Consider the following 19432-nt stretch of genomic DNA (forward strand, 5'->3'; position numbering starts at 1 on the left):
CCGAGGACTACACCGCCCGGATGGCCCGGGCCACCGCCGACGCGACCGCCGCCGGGCTGGCCGGTCTGGTGGTCGCCCCCGGCCCCGACCTGACCTACCTGTGCGGCTACCAGCCCACCGCGATCACCGAGCGGCTGACCGCCCTCGTCCTCACCGCCGGGCGCGAACCCGCCGTGGTCGTACCCAAGCTGGAGCGCCCGGACGCCGAGAAGGCGCCCGGCGCCCCGGCCGTCGAACTGCTCGACTGGTCCGACGGCGAGGACCCGTACGCCGCCATTCACCCGCTGTTCGACCCGGCCGGGCGGTACGGCGTCTCCGACAACGCCTGGGCGATGCACCTGCTCGGCTTCCAGGCCGCGCTGCCCCGCGTCGCCTTCACCCCGCTCACCGAGACCCTGCCGATGCTGCGCGCGGTCAAGGACCCCGAGGAGCTGGAGCGCCTCGCCGCGGCCGGCGGGGCCGCGGACGCCGCCTACCGGGGCATCCTGGAGGTCGCCTTCGCCGGCCGCCGGGAGACCGACGTGGCCGCCGACCTCGGCGCGCTGCTCATCCAGTACGGGCACAGCCAGGTCGACTTCACCGTGGTCGGCTCCGGTCCCAACGGCGCCAACCCGCACCACGAGGCCGGGGAGCGGATCATCCGGCCCGGCGACACCGTGGTGCTGGACTTCGGCGGCCTCAAGGACGGCTACGGCTCCGACACCACCCGCACGGTGCACGTCGGCGCGGACGTCCCGGCCGAGGTGCGGAAGGTGCACGAGCTGGTCCGGCTGGCCCAGCAGACCGCGTTCGAAGCGGTCCGGCCCGGGGTGAGCTGCCAGGAGATCGACCGGACCGCCCGCCGGGTGATCACCGAGGCCGGCTACGGCGAGTACTTCATCCACCGCACCGGCCACGGCATCGGCATCACCACCCACGAGCCGCCGTACCTGGTCGAGGGCGAGGAGCGGCCGCTGATACCCGGGATGTGCTTCTCGATCGAGCCCGGGATCTACCTGCCCGGGAGTTTCGGGGTACGGATCGAGGACATCGTCACCGTCACCGCGACCGGCGGCCGCCGCTTCAACAACACCCCGCACGAACTCGGCATCGTGGCCTGACCCGTCGACCCCACCGGCCCCGTCGACCGACGTTCGGGACCTTCGCCCGGTGAGGTTTGACCCAACCGTGCGATTTTCTTACGAGTCGGTCATGGTTCACCCAGAGTCCTCCAAGCTTGCGTTGCTATTTTCCGTGAGCATGACGAAGCTGCTCAGTCCGGCCCCACCGCCCCCGGTGCGGGCCGGACGACTGCGCCCCGTGACCGCCCACAACCGCCGAACCGGCCTGTCGAGACTGCGGCTGCTGGCCTGGCCGGCCTACCTGTCCGCCTTCGTCTGGTTTCTGAGCACCCAGGGCATGGCCTTCGCCAACGACGTGGTGTTCCTCTGGCTGATCGGAGCCCTGCTGACCGCCGCCGTGCACAGCGGGCACGGCCCGCGCGGCTTCCTGCTGGTCCTGCGCGACTGGATCCCGGTGATGGCCGTGGTCTGGGTGTACTCGCTGCTGCGCGGCTACGGCGCCCACACCCCGTGGGCCCCGCACTGGCTGCCGCAGCTGCGCGCCGACGACGTGCTGGGCCTCGGCGAGACCTGGACCGTACGGATCCAGCACGCGCTCTACACCCCCGGCTCGCCGCACTGGTACGACTACGCGGCGACGGCCGTCTACCTCTCGCACTTCCTCGTGGTCTTCGTGCTGCTCGCGGTGCTCTGGCGACGCGCCCACCACCACTTCCGGCAGCTGCTCGCCTGCTACTTCACGCTGACCTTCGCCGGCTTCGCGACCTACCTGCTCTACCCGGCCGACCCGCCGTGGCTGGTCGCCCAGCAGGGCAACCTGCCGCCACTGCACCGGGTGGTCTGGGAGACGATCTCCACCATGGGGCTGCCCCAGGCAGACTCCCTGCTGGAGAACGGCAGCCAGTTCGCCAACGACGTCGCCGCGATGCCCTCGCTGCACTCCGCCTACCCGGCGATGCTGCTGTTCCTCTTCTGGCCGACCGCCGGGCCCCGGCTGCGCGCGCTGCTGGTCGCCTATCCGCTCGCGATGGCCTTCACCCTGGTCTACGGCGCCGAGCACTTCATCGTGGACGTCTTCGCCGGCTGGACGTACGCGGCCGTGGTGGTCTTCGGGCTGCGGTGGCTGCGCAGCCGGCGTACCGCTCGCCGGGGAACTGAAAGCTGGCGGGCGCCCACAGCGCCCACAGCGCCCGCCACCAGACCACCGTTGTCCACGAACGACACCACAAGCCCAGGTGCCGTCAGGTGAAACCACGAGCGCTCTCTTACGAGTGCTCTATTGGGCGGCGGTCAGCCCGGTCGGCAGCGGCAGCTCGCGCAGCTCGCGGATCAGCGCCCGGACGGCGGCCGTCCCGGCCAGCTCGGGCGTGGTGACGTACCCCACGAAGCGGCTGGGCGGGTTCGGGCCGAGCTCGGTGACGGCCAGCCCGGGCGGGGCGCCGAGCAGCGCCGTCCGGGGCATGATCGCCATGCCGAGGCCCTGGGCGACCAGCGACAGGGCGACCGTGTCGTCCTCCGCGTCGACGGTCGCGGGCGGCAGCCAGTCCTGCCGCTGCCACCAGTCCTTGGTGTAGGAGTCGCAGTTCTCCGCCCAGTCCACCAGCGGCAGCCCGCGCGGCGCCGGGTGGTCCTGGGGGTGCACCAGCGCGTACGACTCCCGGTACAGGCGCACCGCGACCAGGTCCGGCACGGGCGGCGGGCCGCCCGCGTCCAGGGTGGCCAGCCCGAGGTCGGCCCGACCGTCGGCGACCTCCCCGGCGGTGCCGCGGCCGAGCTCCCGGACGATCCGCACCCGCGGGGTGAGCCCGGGGTACCGGGCCGCCAGCGCGGCCAGGACGGGCGGCAGCAGCTGGGCGGCGGCGCTGCGGAAGGCGGCGATCCGCAACTCACCGGTGACCGGGCCGCCGTCCGCGCCCGCGCCGCGCACCTCCGGGCCCATCGCGGCCAGCAGCCGTAGGATCCGACGGGCGTACGCCACCGCCCGCGCGCCGGCCTCGGTGGGTCGTGCGCCGTGGCGCCCGCGCTCGAAGAGCACCGCGCCGAGCTTCCGTTCGCAGACGCGCACGGCGTGCGAGACGGCGGACTGGGTGGTGTCCAGGCGCGCGGCGGCCGCCGTGAAGCTCTGCTCCTCCTCGACGGCGACCAGAACGCGCAGCTCCTGCGGGGCGAGATCGGTCATGCGGGCGAATCTATCGGCAGCCGCCGGTATCCATCGACACCGTTCATGGAAGGCGCCGATCCATCGACACGGACCCCTGGGCGGCCGCTCCCCCGCTCCCTACGGTGATCACGTCCCGCCCGATCCCCACCCGTACGGAGCACCGCCGATGTCCCGCCCCACCGTCCGCGCCGTCCACCTGGTCTCCCGCCCCACCGGCGCGCCGAGCGCCGAGAACTTCGCCTTCGTCGACGAGACGGTCCCGGTGCTCGCCGCGGGCGAGGCCCTCGTCGAGAACCTCTACCAGTCCGTCGACCCGTACATGCGCGAGGAGATGGACGAGGGCGGCTGGGAGCTGCACGCCCCGTTGGAGGGCCGCACCCTCGGCCGGGTGGTGGAGTCCCGGGCCGACGCGCTGCCGGTCGGCACGCTGGTCTTCCACCGCCAGGCCTGGCGCACCCACTCGGTGGTGACCGCCGAGCGCGCCCAGCCGCTGCCCGACTTCGCCGGCGTCCCGCTCAGCGCCCACCTCTCGATCCTCGGCGGCACCGGCCTGTCCGCCTGGGTCGGTCTGACCCGGATCGCCCGGCTCCAGCCCGGCGAGACCCTGTTCGTCTCGGCCGCGGCCGGGGGCGTCGGCACCGCCGCCGGCCGGATCGCCCGGCTGCTCGGCGCCGGACGGATCATCGGCAGTGCCGGCTCCGCCGCCAAGGTCGCCCACCTCACCGGGCAGCTCGGCTTCGACGCCGCCTTCGACTACCACGACGGCCCGATCGCCGACCGTCTGCGCGAGGCCGCCCCGGACGGGCTGCACGTCTACCTGGACAACGTCGGCGGCGACCACCTGGAGGGCGCCATCAGCGCGATGCGCGACCGCGGCCGGATCGCCTGGTGCGGCGCCGTCGCCCAGTACAACAACCCGCTGGACCCGCCGGCGGCGCCGCGCAACCTCTACGACGTGGTCGGCAAGAACCTGCGGCTGGAGGGCTTCCTGGTCCGCGACCACCTGGACGCCCGCCCCGAGCTCTACGACTTCCTCGTCCCGCACCTGCGCTCCGGCGCCGTCGTCCCGGACGAGACCGTCGTGGACGGCTTCGACCACGTGGTGGACGCCTTCCTCGGCATGCTGCGCGGCGCCAACACCGGCAAGATGATCGTCCGGATCGGCGGCTGAGGACCCCGCGCAGGACACGCCCTACAGCGGGGTGACGGCCTTCAGCACCACCAGCAGGGCCACCGCGGCGTTCAGCGCGCACAGCGCCGAGGCCGCCGTACCGACCGCGGCGACCATCGCCGCCAGGCCCGCCGGAGTCTTGGCCGGCGGCCAGTTGCGGGCCGTCGGCACCGGGCCGAGCAGGGCGGCCACCCGGCGCGGCACCGGGCCGGGCGCGGCGGCCGGGGCGGCGAAGGCCGCGAAGCCGGGCGCCGGGGCGGCGTGCGAGACCAGGGCCGCCCGGGCCACCGCCCGCGCGGTGATCCGTCGGTCCCCCACCGCCTGGGCCGACTCCTCGTCCGCCCAGCGCTCGGCGCTGAACGCCACCGCGTCCTGCAACGGCCGCAGGAAGGGGTTGACGCAGGCGGCGAGCTGGGTGGTCAGCAGGTAGCGGTGGTGCCGGTGGCGCAGGTGCGCCCGCTCGTGCGCGAGCAGCGCCCCGCGCTCGTCCTCGGCCAGCCCGTCCAGCATCCCGGTGGAGACCACCACCCTCCCGGGCGAGCCGGGCAGCGCGTAGGCGTACGGGCTGCGGTCCGGCAGCACCGCGAGGTCGCCGGCCCCGGCCGGCCCCTCCGGCAGACCGGCCAGCGCCCGCCGGGCCCGGGCGCGGACCCGCAGGTGCCGCACGACCGTCCGGGTGCAGGCGAAGCCGACCAGCACCAGCAGCCACATCGCGGCCGTGCCGACCGTCTCGTGGTACGGCAGCGCGTGGCGCACCTCCGGGTCGGACCAGCTGTCCGGCAGCGGGTTGCCGGGGATCTGCGCGGTGCCCACCACGCCGATCAGCCCGAGGCAGAGCACGCTGCACACCGCCATCACCGCGCTGATCGCGGTCATCAGCCGGGCCGCGCCGCGCGGGTGCAGGTGCTGCTCGGTCAGGCGCGCGATCGGCACCGCGGTCAGCGGCAGGATGAGCGGGAGGAAGACGAAGAAGCCCACGGGTCAGCTCTCACGGTCGGCCGCTGCCGGCTCCGCGGACGCGGCGTCCAACAGCGCCCGCAGCAGCTCCTCGTCGTGCGGCAGCAGCGCGCTGACGAAACTGGCCAGGACGGCGTCCCGGTCCGCCTCGCCGTCCAGCATCCGGCGCATCCGCAGCGCGGCCAGCCCGGCGGCGTCGGCGGAGGCCTGCCACAGGTAGGAGCGGCCGGAGCGGCTCCGCGAGACGGCGTTCTTCGCGTGCAGCCGGGACAGGATGGTCATCACCGTGGTGTACGCCAGGTCGCCCTCCAGGCGTTCCTGGACCCACCCCGCGCTGGCCGGGCCGGGCGCCTGCTGGAGCACCGCCAGCACCTGCGCCTCCAGCTCGCCCTGACCGCGTCGTCGGGCCGGCGCGTCCCCGGACGCCGGGGCGTGCCTCTCGTCTGCCATGACGGCCCACTCCCTCCGGATGCCGCGCCCGGACCGACGGGGCGCGGGATCATCCTAACGAGCGGGAGGCTGCTCCGGACGGCTCCGGACGAGGGTTCGGGGACGGAGGAACTGGCTGCGCGCGGGCCCGCAGGTGGTCAGACAGGCCTCAGGCCCGGACCCGTTGGGTCACCGCGATGCAGACCAGCACGACCACCGCCGTCACCGGCGCGGCCGCCGGCAGGTGCTCGCCCAGCAGCAGCACCGACCACACCAGGGTCAGCAGCGGCTGCGCGAGCTGCAGCTGGCTGGCCCTCGGCACCCCGATCCCGGCCATTCCCCGGTACCAGAGCACGAACCCGCCGAACTGCGAGACCGCGGCGATGTACGCCAGCCCGGCCAGTGCCTTCGCCCCCAGCCGCACCGGCTCGGTGGCCAGTCCGAACGCGGCGGTCAGCACCGTCACGGGCAGCGCGGCCACCACCGCCCAGGCGATCACCTGAGCGCCCGGCATGTCCCGGGACAGCCGTCCGCCCTCTGCGTAGCCGGCCGCGCAGATCACCACGCCGACGAAGAGGTAGAGGTCGGCGAGGGTCGGCCGGCCGTGGCTCTGCAGCAGGGTGAAGGCGAGCACGGCCGCCGCCCCGGCCAGCGCCGCCGCCCAGAACGCCCGGGACGGACGGCGGCCGGTGCGCAGCGCCGCGACCACCGCGGTGGCCAGCGGCAGGACGCCGATGACCACCGCCGAGTGGGCGGTCGAGGAGGTCCGCAGGGCGAGCGTGGTCAGTAGCGGGAAGCCCAGGACGCAGCCGGCTGAGACCGCCAGCAGGCCGGGCCACTGCCGGCGCTTCGGCAGCGGGGCGGCGGCGGCCAGCAGGTAGAGCGCGGCCAGCACCCCGGCCAGGGCGCCGCGCAGCCCGGTCGAGGTCCACGGGCCGAAACCGGTCAGGGACCACGCGGTGGCGGGGAAGCTGAGCGAGAAGGAGGCCACCCCGAGGGCGGCGAGGGCGGTGCCGGGGGCGGGGCTGTGCCGAGGTGCTACCGCCGTGGGCAAGGTAGCGCTATCTTGTGCCGTCATGAACGAGCGTAGCAGCGTGGCCGAACTCGCCGACAGTCTGCGGCGGGAGGTGAAGCGCTACCCGGAGGGGCGAAAGCTCCCCTCCAGCCGGGCGCTGATGGAACGCCACCAGGTCAGCCCGGTGACGGTCTCCCGGGCCATCGCGGTGCTGGTGGCCGAGGGGCTGGTGGTCTCCCGGCCCGGCGCGGGCGTGTTCCGGACGGCGGCCTTCGCCGCGGCCCCGGCCTCCCCGGCCGCACCGGCCGCCCGGCCCGGCGACCTCTCCTGGCAGGAGATCGCGCTCAGCGCCGATCACGGCCCGCGCGACCTGCTGGCGGCCCCGGTCTTCGCCACCCTCCGGGTGCCGCCGCCGGACGTCATCGACCTCAACAGCGGCTACCCGCACGCCTCGCTGCTGCCCGAGCGCCTGCTCGGCGGCGCCCTCGCCCGGGCCGGACGCCGCCCGGGCGCCTGGGACCGCCCGCCCACCGACGGCCTCACCGAGCTGCGCGGCTGGTTCGCCCGCGACATCGGCGGCCACGCCGGGCCGATCGGCGCCGGGGACGTCCTGATCACCTCCGGCGGGCAGGGCGGACTGACGGTCGCGATGCGGTCGCTGGCCGCGCCGGGCTCGCCGGTGCTGGTCGAGTCGCCGACGTACTCGGGCATCCTCGCGGTCGTCCGGGCGGCCGGGCTGCGGCCGGTGCCCGTCCCGATCGACGCGGACGGCGTCCGGACGGACCTGCTGGCCGAGGCCTTCGAGGCCACCCGGGCGCGGGTGTTCGTCTGTCAGCCGCTGTTCCAGAACCCCACCGGCGCCGTGCTGTCGCCCACCCGACGGGCGGAGGTGCTGCGGATCGCCCGGGCGGCCGGCGCCTTCGTGGTCGAGGACGACTTCGCCCGGCTCCTGGTCCACGCGGACGCCCCGGCGCTGCCGCGCCCGCTCGCCGCCGACGACCAGGACGGGGTCGTGGTGCACCTGCGCTCACTGACCAAGGCCGCCTCCCCCAACCTGCGGGTCGGCGCCCTCACCGCACGCGGCCCGGCGCTCGCCCGGCTGCGGGCCACCCAGGTGGTGGACAGCTTCTTCGTGCCCCGGCCGCTCCAGGAGGCCACCCTCGAACTGGTCTCCGACCCCGCCTGGGCCCGGCACCTGCGCACCCTCGGTGCCGAACTGCGCGACCGCCGCACCGCCGCCGTCGCCGCCCTGCACCGCGAGCTCCCCGGCGTCCTCGGCACCTACCGCCCCGGCGGCTACCACCTCTGGCTGCGCTTCCCGGACGGCATCGACGACACCGCCCTCGCCGCCGCCGCCCTGCGCACCGGCGTCCAGGTCACCCCGGGCCGCCCCTACCACCCCGCCGAACCCCCGGCCCCGCACCTGCGCCTCAGCTACGCCGCCGCGGACAGCCCGGCGGCGGTGGCGGAGGGGATCCACCGGCTGCGGGTGGCGTACGAGGAGCTGGCGGGCTGAGGAGGAAGGGAGGGGCGGTCCTCCCGGCCGCTACTGCCGGTATCCGGCCATCCGTTCCAGGCGGGCGATCCGCTCGGCCATCGGCGGGTGGGTCGAGAACAGCCGGGTACCCGCCTCGCCGGGGCGGAAGGGGCTGGCGATCATCATGTGGCTGGCGGTCTGCAGCTGGGGCTCGGGCGGGAGGGGGAGCTGACGGGTGCCGGCGTCGAGCTTGCGCAGGGCGCTGGCGAGGGCGAGCGGGTCGCCGGTGATCCGGGCGCCGTCGGCGTCGGCCTGGTACTCGCGGGAGCGGCTGACCGCCATCTGGATCAGTCCGGCGGCGATCGGGCCGAGGATCATGATCGCGAGCATCCCGAACAGGCCCGGGCCGTCGTCGTCCTCGTCCCGGCCGAACGGGATCAGCCAGGCGAAGTTCACCAGGAACATCACCACCGAGGCCAGCGCCCCGGCGACCGAGGAGATCAGGATGTCCCGGTTGTACACGTGGCTCAGCTCGTGCCCGAGCACGCCCCGCAGCTCGCGCTCGTCCAGGATCTGCAGGATGCCCTCGGTGCAGCAGACCGCCGCGTTGCGCGGGTTACGGCCGGTGGCGAAGGCGTTCGGGGCGGGGGTCGGGGAGATGTAGAGGCGGGGCATCGGCTGGCGGGCCGAGGTGGAGAGCTCGCGCACGATCCGGTACAGCCCGGGTGCCTCGAACTCGCTGACCGGCCGGGCCCGCATGGCCCGCAGCGCGATCTTGTCGCTGTTCCAGTAGGCGTAGGCGTTGGTCCCGAGCGCGACCAGCAGGGCGATCACGAAGCCGGTCCGGCCGAAGAAACTGCCGATGACCAGGATCAACGCCGAGAGGCCCCCGATCAGAACGGCGGTCCTCAGTCCGTTGTGCCGGCTGTGCACGTCAGGCCCTCCAGTGGTGCGGTGGGGAAGCCCTTTCTGCCTCGTCCCTCTTGCCCGGTCAACGGGTGGGGCCCGGGGCCTTGTTCCCTTTTGACCGATGCGACGCCCGCCCGGGCGTCGCCCGCACCCCGGCCGGGCCTCGTCCCCACCCCGCCCGACGGCTCAGAACAGGCTGCCGCCCGCCACCTGGAGGACCAGCTGCGGCGCGGCCGAGAGCACCACCGCCGCAGTGGCGGTCAGCCCCAGCGTGGCGGTCAGACTGACCGGCAGCCGCCGCTCGCCGCCGCCCTCGACCGCCGCCCCGGCCTCCGCCGGGGCGAACAGCCGGGCCGTCCAGAGCAGGTAGTAGTACAGGGCGATGACCACGTTGACCGCCATCACCACGGCCAGCCAGCCCAGCCCGGCGTCCACCGCGGCGCGGAACACCACGACCTTGCCGAACAGGCCGACCACGCCCGGCGGCAGCCCGGCCAGGCAGAGCAGGAAGAAGGCCAGCGCCAGCGCCGTCCAGCGGTTGCGGGCGAACAGGCCGCGGAAGTCGTCCACGCTGGTCCCGGCCCGGCGGCCGACGGCGGCGACCACCCCGAAGGCGCCGAGGTTCACCACGCCGTAGATCAGCGCGTAGGCGGCGGTCGCGCCGAGCGGGTCGACCCCGGTGGGCGCGTAGCCGGCCGCGGCCAGCGGCACCAGCAGGTACCCGGCCTGGCCGACCGAGGACCACGCGAGCAGCCGCACCGCGCTGTACCGGGTGTCGAAGCGCTGGCGCAGCGCGCCGACGTTGCCGACCGTCATGGTGAGGGCGGCCAGTACGGCGAGCGCCAGGCCCCAGGTGTGGGCGTACGGGCGGAAGGCGATGGTGGTGGCGAGCGCGAGGCCGGACAGGCCGGCCGCCTTGCCGACCACCGAGAGGTAGCCGGCCACCGGCAGCGGGGCGCCGGTGTAGGTGTCGGGCACCCAGAAGTGGAACGGGACGGCGGCGACCTTGAAGGCGAAGCCGATCAGGGTCAGCACGGCCCCCGCCTCGGCCAGCGGCTTGAGCTGGCCGGGCGCGTGCTCCAAGCCCTGGGCGACGGCTCCGAGGTGCAGGCTGCCGCCGGCCGCGTAGACGAAGCTGATGCCGAGCAGCATCACGGCGGTCGCCGTCACCGAGGAGACGAAGAACTTGAGCGAGGCCTCCGCGCCCCGCCCGTCCCGGCGCAGCGCGACCAGGGCGAAGGCGGGCAGCGAGGCGACCTCCAGGGCGATCACCATGGTGGCGAGGTCGCGGGAGGCGGGCAGCAGGGCGGCGCCGGTGGCGCTGGAGAGCAGCAGGAACCAGTACTCGCCGCGCGGCAGCTCCTCCTGGTCCACCGTGTGCATCGACAGCAGCGCGGCGATCAGCGCGCCGCCGAGGGCGAGCAGCTGGAACACCAGGGCGAAGTGGTCGGCTACGTACGAGCAGCCTCCCGCGGCAGAGCCGCTGATCGACGGGGTGTCAGTGACCCCTGCTACGTTCTGCGCACAGAAGGTCGCTCGGGGTGACCCGCCGGTGAGGGGAAGGAGTGCGATGAGGGCGAGGGCGAGTCCGGCCGCGGTGAGGCGGCCGAGCCACTTCTTGTGCCGCTCGGGCAGGAACAGGTCGGTGACCAGGACGGCGAGGGCGGCCACCGCGGCGATCAGCGGGGGCGCGATCGCCACCCAGTCCACGGACTGGATCAGGCTGCCCGGGTTGGCTACGGCGAGGGAGGTCACAGTGTGCTGCCCCGTGGAGTGAGGTCCGAGTGCGGCGATGTGGGCTGCGAGCACGGTCAGCCACCCCCGAGGAGGTGCTTGACGGCGGGGTCGGAGAGGCCGAGCAGGAGCGCGGGCCAGAGGCCGGCGACCAGGGTGAGCGCGGCCAGCGGCGTCCAGCTGACGGCCTCGTACGGGCGCAGGTCGGCCGGCTCGGCCACCGGCGCGGGCTGCTCGGGGTCGCCCATGCAGACGCGCCTGACCACGATCAGCAGGTACCCGGCGGTGAGGAGGGTGCCGAGGCCGGCCAGGACCATGTAGGTGACGAAGGCGGGGCGCGACAGGCCGTCGGCCGGGTGGAAGGCGCCGAACATGGCGAGCACCTCGCCCCAGAAGCCGGCCAGGCCGGGCAGGCCGAGGCTGGCGACGGCGGCGAAGGCGAGCAGTGCGCCGATCCGGGGCGCCCGGCCGTACAGGGCGGCGCCGGTGGCACCGGAGAGGGTGTCGAGGTCCGCCGTGCCGTAGCGGTCCTTGATGGCACCGACCAGGAAGAACAGCAGACCGGTGATCAGACCGTGGGCGATGTTGGCGAACAGGGCGCCGTTGACGCCCACCGGGGTGAGGGAGGCGATGCCGAGCAGCACGAAGCCCATGTGGCCGACGGAGGAGTACGCGATCAGGCGCTTGAGGTCGCCCTTGGATCCGGGGCGGGCGAGCGCCAGGCAGGCCAGCGAGCCGTAGACGATGCCGACGGCGGCGAAGGCGCCCAGGTAGGGGGCGAGCGTCGCGGTGCCGCCCGGCACGATCGGCAGCAGGACGCGGACCAGGCCGTACGTCCCCATCTTCAGCAGCACGCCGGCGAGCAGCACCGAGCCCACCGTGGGGGCGGCGGTGTGCGCGTCGGGGAGCCAGCTGTGCAGCGGCCAGGCGGGGGCCTTGACCGCGAGCCCGACCATGATCGCCAGTGCGGCGATCACCTGGGTGGTGTGGCTCAGGCCGTTGCCGTGCCCGGCGGCCAGCGCCTGCATGTCGAAGGTGCCGGCCTTGCTGCCGATCAGCAGGAAGCCGAGCAGCATCACGGCCGAGCCGAGCAGCGTGTAGAGGATGAACCGGTTGGCGGCCGGGGCCTTCGCGCCGCTCCCCCAGCGGGCGATCAGGAAGTACATCGGGATCAGCACGATCTCGAAGGCCGCGAAGAAGAGCAGGAGGTCCAGCACCGCGAAAGTGGCGAGCATGCCGACTTCGAGGAGGAGGAACAGCCCGACGAAGGCCTGCGCCGACGGACTCCGCTCATCAGGGGCTCCGCCCCGGGCTTCCCCGCCCGGCAGGCGCTTCTCCGAGTAGAGCGCGCAGAGGAAGGTGAGCAGCGCGGTCAGCACGATCAGCGGCAGCGAGACGCCGTCCACGCCGAGGTGGAAGCGCACGTGCAGGGCCGGGATCCAGGACACGTCGGTGGTGGCCTGCATCCGGGCGGGGTGGTCGTGGTCGAACCCGGCCGCCAGGGCGACGGTGAGCAGGAACACCGCGCCGGTGACGACGGAGTTCAGCCGCAGGGCCCGCCGGTCGGCGACGGCCCGGTCCGGCCCGAACACCGGCGCCAGGGTGAGCACGGCTCCGAGCAGTGGCAGCACCAGGAGGGCGATGAGGACTGCGTTCATCGGGGGCTCCTAGGGGCGGCGGTGGAGAGGACGGGGATGGAGGAGAACGGCACCGGCTACACCGCCACCAGGACGGCCAACAGGACGACCGCGGCGAGCAGGGCGCTGAGGTAGGTCTGCGCGTTGCCGGTCTGCGCGAGCCGGACGGCCCGGCCGAGCAGGTTGGCACCGATCCCGCTGCCCTGGACGTAGCCCTCGACGACCTCGCGGTCGAGGAAGCGGACCAGCTGGGCGGCGGCGGCCACCGGCCGGACGAACAGCGCGTGGTACAGCCGGTCCACGCCGAAGCCGTGCCGGGCCGGGCCGAACAGCGGGCCGAGCAGGGTGCGCCCGGGGTCGGCGACGATCACCTCGGCGGCCGGGGCTCCGGCCCGCTCGGGCACCCGGTCGGCAGCGGCCGGGGCCGGACGTCCGGTGGCCACCCGCGCGGTCGCCGAGCGCCAGGCGCCGTAAGCGGCGAGCACACCGACCACGGCGAGCCCGGTGCCGGTCACGGCGGTGACGCCGGTGGGGCGCAGCGAGCCGCCGTCCAGCAGCGCGGGCAGCCAGTCCGAGCGCAGCCCGGCGATGCCGAAGGCCATGGTCGGGACGGCCAGCACCCAGAGCGGCCAGCGCATCGCGGGCGGCTCGGCGGTGGCCGGGTCGGCCTCGTCCAGCTCGGGCGAGTACGGCGCGTCGGCCTCGTGGTCGGCCGCCGCGGTGGCCAGGCCGGCGGCGGGCAGCACCTCGGGTGCCACCGCCGCGGCCTCGGCCGGGCTGTGGAAGGCGAGCAGGAACAGCCGGGTCGCGTAGGCGCCGGTGAGCAGCGCGGTGAGCGCCGCCGAGATCAGCACGATCCACCCGGCCGCCTGCGGCACCGCCGAGGCCGGGCCGAGCCCGTTGGTCAGCGCCTCGCCCTTGGCGGCGTGCTCGGCGGCGGTCAGCACCGCCTCCTTGCTGAAGAAGCCGGAGAACGGCGGCAGGCCGGCCAGGGCGAACAGGGCGATGCCCATCGTCCAGTACGCGTCCGGCACCCGCCGGCGCAGCCCCGGGATCCGGGACATCGCGGAGAGCGAGTTGGTGTGCGCGGCGTGGATCACCACACCGGCGGCCAGGAACAGCAGCGCCTTGAACGCGCCGTGGCTGACCAGGTGGAAGACGGACGCCTCGCGGTCACCGCTGGCCAGCGCACCGGCCATGTAGCCGAGCTGGCCGACGGTGGAGTAGGCGAGCACCCGTTTCAGGTCGTCCTGGGCGAGCGCGCAGAGCGCCGAGCCGATCATCGTCACGGCGGCCATCACCGCGAGCACGACCAGCGCCGCACCCGACAGCAGGAACACCGGCAGCAACCTGGCGACCAGGTAGATGCCCGCCGCGACCATGGTGGCCGCGTGGATCAGCGCGGAGACCGGCGTCGGACCGGCCATCGCGTCCGGGAGCCAGGTGTGCAGCGGGAACTGCGCGCTCTTGCCGGCCACGCCGGCGAGCAGCAGCAGGGCGGTCAGCGTCGGGTGGCCGAGCTTGCCCTCACCCGCGGCCGCCAGCACGTCCGGGATCCGGAAGCTGCCGGCGTCCGCGCCGAGCAGGAAGATCCCGAACAGGAACGGCACGTCGCCGAGCTTGGTGACCAGGAAGGCCTTGAGCGAGGCCGAGCGGGCGTCCGCGGTCTCCCAGTGGTGGCCGATCAGGAAGTACGAGCAGACGCCCATGACCTCCCAGCCGACCAGCAGCACGATCAGGTCGCCCGAGTAGACCACCAGGAACATCGCGGCGGTGAACAGCGAGACCAGCGCCGCGTACGAGGGGTAGCGGGGGTCGGACTTCAGGTACGCGGTCGAGTAGACCTGGACGCAGGTGGCGACCACACCGACCAGCACGGAGATCAGCGAGCTGAAGCCGTCCAGGTGGATGGCGAGCGCGATGTCCGGGCCGCCGGTCGGGGTGAGCCGGGTGGCGGCGTCCAGGGCCTGGCCGGTGTCGAGCTGGAGGGCGACCACCAGCGCGAGCACGGCCGAGACGGCGACCGGGACGATCGCCAGCGGCCGGGCCAGTCCGGGCGCCTTCTTGCCGACGGCGACGGTCGCGGCGGCGCCGAGCGCCGGCAGCGCCGGGACGAGGGCGGGCAGGGCGAGGTTCATGCGACGGCCTGGCCCTTCAGCGCCTCGGCTCCGTTCGGCGCCTCCTCGACGGGGAGCGTCTCGGCCGGGTCGCCGAGCGCGGTGGCCCGGTCGATGTCCGCGGTGCCCCGGGCCCGGAACAGCAGCAGGACGATGGCGAGCCCCAGCCCGATCTCGGCGGCGGCGACGGTGATGGTGAACAGGGTGAGCGCCTGCCCGGCGTGCAGCGAGTCGCGCAGCCAGGCGTCGAAGGCGACCAGGTTGAGGTTGACGGCGTTGAGCATCAGCTCGACGGACATCAGCACCAGGACGGCGTTGCGCCGGGCGAGCACGCCGTACACGCCGACGCTGAACAGCAGCGCGGCGAGGACGACGGGGTAGGCGAGGTGCATCAGCTCTCCTCCGACGCGGACGACGCAGGTGCGGACGACGCAGGTGTAGAGGGCTTGGGCGCGGTCGCGGCGACCGTCCCGTTGGACCCGACCGGCCGCCCGGCGCGCAGCTTGCCCGCCCGGGGCGCCGGCACCCGCCGCTCGGACCCGCGCGACAGCACGATCGCGCCGACCAGCGCCGCCAGCAGCAGCACGGACAGCGCCTCGAAGGGCAGCACCCAGTGCCGGAACAGGCTGGCCCCGGTGACGGAGGCCGAACCGCCGCCCGCGCCGAGGTCGATCCAGGAGGTCCGGAAGGCGTCGACCACCAGCGTCACCAGCGTCCCGGCCGAGGCCAGCGCCACGACCAGGGCGACCCAGCGGTTCTTGGAGTCGGCGTCCGGCGAGCGCCCGATCGGCGCCTTGGTGAGCATCAGTCCGAACAGCACCAGGACGACCACCGAACCCAGGTAGATCAGCACCTGCACCCAGGCGATGAACTCGGCCGTGAGCAGCAGGAACTCCACCGCCAGCCCGCCGAGCGCGACCACCAGCCAGAGCGCGGCGTGCACCAGCTGCTTGGTGGTCACGGCGACGATCGCCGAGCCGAGCACCGCGATGCCGACCAGCAGGAAGACGATCTCCTGACCGGTCGGGGACAGGAACGAACGGGCGGCCGGCTCCAACGAACCGGTCGCCGCGAGAAGCGTGGCAGCGGCGGTCATGCGTCGCCCCCCTCCTCATGGGAAGCAGCCTTCTCCTCAAGAGCGGCCGCGGCCGCCAGCTTGTCCGCCGCCTTGCGCGCGGTGGCGATCTCCTTGGGCTCCTCGGCCGCCGGGTCCAGGGCCGGCGGCGCCGGGACGGTCCACATCCACTCCCGGAGCTTCTCCCGCTCATGGGTCAGCTCGTGGATGTCCGTCTCCGCGTACTCGAACTCCGGCGACCAGAACAGCGCGTCGAAGGGGCACACCTCGATGCAGATCCCGCAGTACATGCAGAGCGAGAAGTCGATGGCGAAGCGGTCCAGCACATTGCGGGTGCGGGCCCGCGCGTTCGGCTCGGTGGCCGGCAGCGTCTCCTTGTGGGAGTCGATGTAGATGCACCAGTCCGGGCACTCACGCGCACAGAGCATGCACACCGTGCAGTTCTCCTCCAGCAGCGCGATGACGCCGCGCGAACGCGGCGGCAGCACCGGCTGCACGTCGGGGTACTGCGCGGTGACGCTCTTCTTCGTCATCGTCCGCAGCGTCACGGCAAGCCCCTTGGCGAGGCCGACACCGGGAAAACTCATGAGATCGCCACCTTGATGATGCCGGTGAGGGCCAGCTGGACGAGCGCGAGCGGGATCAGCACCACCCACGCGAAGCGCATCAGCTGGTCCTCGCGCAGCCGCGGGTAGGTGACCCGCAGCCAGATGACCACGAAGGCCAGCGCGAAGGTCTTGAGGAGCATCCAGAGCCAGCCGAGCTGGTCCGACATCGGCCCGTGCCAGCCGCCCAGGTAGAGCACCGCCGTCAGCGCGGACACCACCAGGATGCCCGCGTACTCGGACAGCAGGAACAGCGCGAAGCGCAGGCCGGTGTACTCGGTGTACGCGCCGAAGATGATCTCCGAGTCGGCGACCGGCATGTCGAACGGCGGCCGCTGGAGCTCGGCCAGACCGGCCGTGAAGAAGACGAAGGCGCCGATGATCTGCCAGGGCAGCCAGTACCACTGCCAGGCGTCCAGGATCCCGGGCAGCGACAGCGTGCCGGCGGCCATCGCCACCGAGGCCGCCGCCAGCACCATCGGCAGCTCGTACGACATCAGCTGCGCGGCCGTGCGCAGACCGCCGAGCAGCGAGAACTTGTTCGCCGAGGCCCATCCGGCCATCAGCTTGCCGATCACGCCGACGCCCATCACGGCCAGCACGAAGAACAGGCCGGCGTCGATCGCCTGGCCGACGAAGCCGTTCGGGCCCACCGGGATGGCCAGCAGCACGAACAGGTACGGCAGCAGCGAGACGGCGGGGGCCAGCTGGAAGATCCGGCGGTCCGCCCCGGCCGGGACGATGTCCTCCTTCTGCGCGAACTTCACGCCGTCCGCGACGAGCTGCGCCCAGCCGTGGAAGCCGCCCGCGTACATCGGGCCGAGCCGGCCCTGCATATGCGCCATGACCTTGTGCTCGGTCTGGCCGATGACCAGCGGGAGGAGCAGGAAGACCACGAGGGTGGCGACGCAGCGGAGCACCGTGTCGAGCAGGTTCACGTGCCGTCTCCGTCCTGGTCGGCCGCGCCGGCCGGGTTCTCGTCCTGCTGCCCGCCCGGCTCGCCCGGCTGCTCACCCGCCGGCTTCTCGTCGTGGGCGGGCACCGGGTTGTGCCAGGGCGCGTCGGAGGACCGGGGCCGGGCGGGGGCCTTGGGCTCGGCGGCCGGTTCGTCGGCGGCCTGGCTGACCGACCCCTCGGAGACCGACCGGGTCCGCCGCGGCCGGTCCGCCCGCACCGCGGGCGCACCCTCGGCCGGAGCGGCGGGAGCAACCGGAGTGGCCGCAGTGGCCGGAGCCTCAGCGGCCGCCGGAGCCTCGGCACCCGTCTGGCTCGCCGACCCCTCCGACACCGACCGGGTCCGCCGCGGCCGGTCCGCCCGCACCGCGGGCGCACCCTCGGCACCGACACCGGCGGCGGCACCGGCCGCAGCCGCCCGGGGCGTCCGCCCCGCCGCGCCCGCCGCCCGCGCACCGCGCGCGGGCCGCTCGGCTACCGGCGGCAGGGTGCCCTTGAGCGGCCCCCACTCGTTCGGGTCCGGCACACCGGCCGGCTGCATCTTGCGACGGGCCGGCCCGTCGCCGTGGTCCGACTCGCCCGGCTCCTTGGCGCCCGGCCAGGCCTTGGCGACCCGTGCCGCGAGCACGAACTCCTTGCGCAGCGGGTGCCCCTCGAAGCCCTCCGGCAGCAGCAGGGTGGCCAGGTAGGGGTGCCCGGGGAAGTCGATGCCGAACATCTCGTGGGTCTCGCGCTCGTGCCAGGCGGCGCCCGCGTACACCGCGACGGCGCTCGGCAGCGCGGCCTGGTCGCGCGGCACCCGGGTGCGCAGCGCGAGGTGACGCACGCCCGGCGCCTCGACGGCGGCCAGGTGCGCGACCACGGAGAAGCCCTCGGCGAGCTCGTCGACCGCGCTCAGCCAGTCGAAGAACGCCAGGCCCAGCACGTCCCGGGCGTTGGTGAGCGCCTCGATCCAGCGCTCGGCCGGGACGTCGACGGTGATCAGTCCGTACGCCTCGGCGCCGGTCGCCCACTCCCCGACCGACGCCGCACACTGCTCAGGCGTGGTCACGAGACCCCTCCCTCAGAGGAACCGGCCGACGAACCGGCGGACGAACCGGCGGAAGGCCCCGCCACCAGCGGACGGCGCAGCGCCGCCGCGGGCGCGGTGTAGCGGCCGGGCAGGGACTCGGCGGCGATCTTCTCCTGCAGCTTGAGGATGCCCTGGAGCAGCGCCTCGGGCCGGGGCGGACAGCCGGGCACGTAGACGTCGACCGGGATGATCTGGTCCACGCCCTTGGTCACCGAGTAGGAGTCCCAGTACGGACCGCCGGAGTTGGAGCAGGCGCCGAAGGAGATGACGTACTTCGGCTCGGGCATCTGCTCGTAGAGGCGCTTGACGGCGGGCGCCATCTTGTCGGTGACCGTGCCGGAGACGATCATCAGGTCCGCCTGACGGGGCCCGGGCGCGAAGGGGATGACACCCATCCGGATGAAGTCGTGCTTGGCCATGGACGCGGCGATGAACTCGATCGCGCAGCAGGCCAGGCCGAAGTTGAAGCACCAGAGGCTGTAGCGACGGCCCCAGTTGAGCACGACCTTGACCGGGTCGGGCGCGAGCCGCGCGAGCGGGCCGATGCCGCGGCGCTCGACGGCGCCGGGGCGGGACGGGTTCGGCAGGCCGAGCTGGACGGGACCGCCCTGCGTGCCGTGCGAGTGGGTGTGCGTCACGTCCATTCCAGAACGCCCTTCTTCCAGGCGTAGAGCAGCCCGACCGCGAGGAAGCCGATGAAGAGGAACATCTCGATCAGCGTTCCGGCCCCGTACCCGGCGCTGGCGAAGACCGTCGCCCACGGGAACAGGTAGATCGCGTCGACCGCGAAGATCACGTACAGGAACGCGTACACGTAGTAGCGGATCTGGGTGTGCGCCCAGTCCTCGCCCACCGGGTCCACGCCGCACTCGTAGGCGAGGAGCTTCTCGGGCGAGTAGACCACCGGCCGCAGAAGGCGGTTCGCGGTGAACGCCACGGTGACGAAGAGCACCCCGACGACGGCCAGCAGGCCCATCGCGGCGTACGCGTCGAAGTAGCCGCTGCCGACCGCCGGGTCGGCCACGACGGCAGCCGCCTGCTGCCCCTTCATGCTTCGC

Annotated in this window: 19 protein-coding genes; 4 read left to right on the top strand and 15 right to left on the bottom strand. The window is 73.9% G+C overall.

The features are described 5' to 3' along the window. The first annotated feature begins 20 nt into the window (after positions 1–20). Positions 21–1100 carry a M24 family metallopeptidase gene (locus ACFQ87_RS00745; RefSeq protein WP_380608718.1) on the top strand — a complete coding sequence of 360 codons (1080 nt, stop codon included), beginning with the start codon at positions 21–23 and terminating at the stop codon, positions 1098–1100. Between the two features lie 139 nt (positions 1101–1239). Further along, positions 1240–2310, top strand: a complete 1071-nt coding sequence (locus ACFQ87_RS00750; protein ID WP_380608348.1) for a phosphatase PAP2 family protein — start codon at positions 1240–1242, stop codon at positions 2308–2310. A gap of 27 nt (positions 2311–2337) precedes the next feature. On the opposite strand, the gene ACFQ87_RS00755 is transcribed toward ACFQ87_RS00750, so the two are convergent. After that, positions 2338–3240: a LysR family transcriptional regulator gene (locus tag ACFQ87_RS00755; RefSeq protein WP_380608349.1), complete on the bottom strand. Its 903-nt coding sequence runs from the start codon at positions 3238–3240 to the stop codon at positions 2338–2340. Positions 3241–3388: 148 nt separating this feature from the next. Here ACFQ87_RS00755 and ACFQ87_RS00760 point away from each other — a divergent pair, with 148 nt between their 5' ends. Beyond that, entirely contained in the window at positions 3389–4393 is a 1005-nt protein-coding gene (locus ACFQ87_RS00760; protein ID WP_380608350.1) for an NADP-dependent oxidoreductase, read from the top strand. Between the two features lie 21 nt (positions 4394–4414). Here ACFQ87_RS00760 and ACFQ87_RS00765 read toward each other — a convergent pair whose 3' ends face one another. The 3 genes from ACFQ87_RS00765 to ACFQ87_RS00775 all read right to left on the bottom strand — a co-directional run bounded on the left by ACFQ87_RS00765 (position 4415) and on the right by ACFQ87_RS00775 (position 6857). Further along, positions 4415–5371 carry a M48 family metalloprotease gene (locus ACFQ87_RS00765; protein WP_380608351.1) on the bottom strand — a complete coding sequence of 319 codons (957 nt, stop codon included), beginning with the start codon at positions 5369–5371 and terminating at the stop codon, positions 4415–4417. A gap of 3 nt (positions 5372–5374) precedes the next feature. Continuing rightward, positions 5375–5800, bottom strand: coding sequence for a BlaI/MecI/CopY family transcriptional regulator (locus ACFQ87_RS00770; RefSeq protein ID WP_380608352.1), 426 nt, complete (start codon positions 5798–5800; stop codon positions 5375–5377). Between the two features lie 148 nt (positions 5801–5948). Beyond that, positions 5949–6857 carry a DMT family transporter gene (locus ACFQ87_RS00775; RefSeq protein ID WP_380608353.1) on the bottom strand — a complete coding sequence of 303 codons (909 nt, stop codon included), beginning with the start codon at positions 6855–6857 and terminating at the stop codon, positions 5949–5951. On the opposite strand from ACFQ87_RS00775, the gene ACFQ87_RS00780 reads away from it, so the two are divergent. Next, positions 6856–8310, top strand: a complete 1455-nt coding sequence (locus ACFQ87_RS00780; protein WP_380608354.1) for a PLP-dependent aminotransferase family protein — start codon at positions 6856–6858, stop codon at positions 8308–8310. The genes ACFQ87_RS00775 and ACFQ87_RS00780 overlap by 2 nt on opposite strands. Before the next feature lie 30 nt (positions 8311–8340). Here ACFQ87_RS00780 and htpX read toward each other — a convergent pair whose 3' ends face one another. The 11 genes from htpX to ACFQ87_RS00835 form a co-directional block, all read right to left on the bottom strand. Beyond that, complete coding sequence (gene htpX, locus ACFQ87_RS00785) at positions 8341–9204, bottom strand: zinc metalloprotease HtpX (RefSeq protein WP_380608355.1); 864 nt, start codon at positions 9202–9204, stop codon at positions 8341–8343. A gap of 162 nt (positions 9205–9366) precedes the next feature. After that, positions 9367–10935, bottom strand: coding sequence for an NADH-quinone oxidoreductase subunit N (locus ACFQ87_RS00790; RefSeq protein WP_380608719.1), 1569 nt, complete (start codon positions 10933–10935; stop codon positions 9367–9369). A 56-nt stretch (positions 10936–10991) separates the two neighbouring features. Then, entirely contained in the window at positions 10992–12572 is a 1581-nt protein-coding gene (locus ACFQ87_RS00795) for a NuoM family protein (RefSeq protein ID WP_380608356.1), read from the bottom strand. Between the two features lie 56 nt (positions 12573–12628). After that, positions 12629–14689 (bottom strand): NADH-quinone oxidoreductase subunit L, encoded by a 2061-nt coding sequence (locus ACFQ87_RS00800; protein ID WP_380608357.1) that lies wholly within the window; start codon positions 14687–14689, stop codon positions 12629–12631. After that, positions 14686–15060 carry an NADH-quinone oxidoreductase subunit NuoK gene (gene nuoK, locus ACFQ87_RS00805; RefSeq protein ID WP_380608358.1) on the bottom strand — a complete coding sequence of 125 codons (375 nt, stop codon included), beginning with the start codon at positions 15058–15060 and terminating at the stop codon, positions 14686–14688. Before nuoK ends, ACFQ87_RS00800 begins: the two co-directional genes overlap by 4 nt. Then, entirely contained in the window at positions 15060–15764 is a 705-nt protein-coding gene (locus ACFQ87_RS00810; RefSeq protein WP_380608359.1) for an NADH-quinone oxidoreductase subunit J, read from the bottom strand. Before ACFQ87_RS00810 ends, nuoK begins: the two co-directional genes overlap by 1 nt. Further along, on the bottom strand, positions 15761–16330 hold the full coding sequence (locus ACFQ87_RS00815; RefSeq protein WP_380608360.1) for a NuoI/complex I 23 kDa subunit family protein: 570 nt from the start codon (positions 16328–16330) through the stop codon (positions 15761–15763). Before ACFQ87_RS00815 ends, ACFQ87_RS00810 begins: the two co-directional genes overlap by 4 nt. Continuing rightward, entirely contained in the window at positions 16327–17286 is a 960-nt protein-coding gene (gene nuoH / locus ACFQ87_RS00820; RefSeq protein WP_380608361.1) for an NADH-quinone oxidoreductase subunit NuoH, read from the bottom strand. The genes ACFQ87_RS00815 and nuoH overlap by 4 nt, the downstream gene beginning before the upstream one ends. Further along, positions 17283–18353, bottom strand: coding sequence for an NADH-quinone oxidoreductase subunit C (locus ACFQ87_RS00825; RefSeq protein ID WP_380608362.1), 1071 nt, complete (start codon positions 18351–18353; stop codon positions 17283–17285). Before ACFQ87_RS00825 ends, nuoH begins: the two co-directional genes overlap by 4 nt. Continuing rightward, on the bottom strand, positions 18350–19018 hold the full coding sequence (locus ACFQ87_RS00830; RefSeq protein ID WP_380608363.1) for an NADH-quinone oxidoreductase subunit B: 669 nt from the start codon (positions 19016–19018) through the stop codon (positions 18350–18352). The genes ACFQ87_RS00825 and ACFQ87_RS00830 overlap by 4 nt, the downstream gene beginning before the upstream one ends. After that, complete coding sequence (locus ACFQ87_RS00835) at positions 19009–19425, bottom strand: NADH-quinone oxidoreductase subunit A (protein ID WP_380608364.1); 417 nt, start codon at positions 19423–19425, stop codon at positions 19009–19011. The genes ACFQ87_RS00830 and ACFQ87_RS00835 overlap by 10 nt, the downstream gene beginning before the upstream one ends. Positions 19426–19432: the final 7 nt, after the last annotated feature.

Origin of the sequence: Kitasatospora sp. NPDC056531, assembly GCF_042794375.1 — a bacterium.
Classification (GTDB): Bacteria; Actinomycetota; Actinomycetes; order Streptomycetales; family Streptomycetaceae; genus Kitasatospora.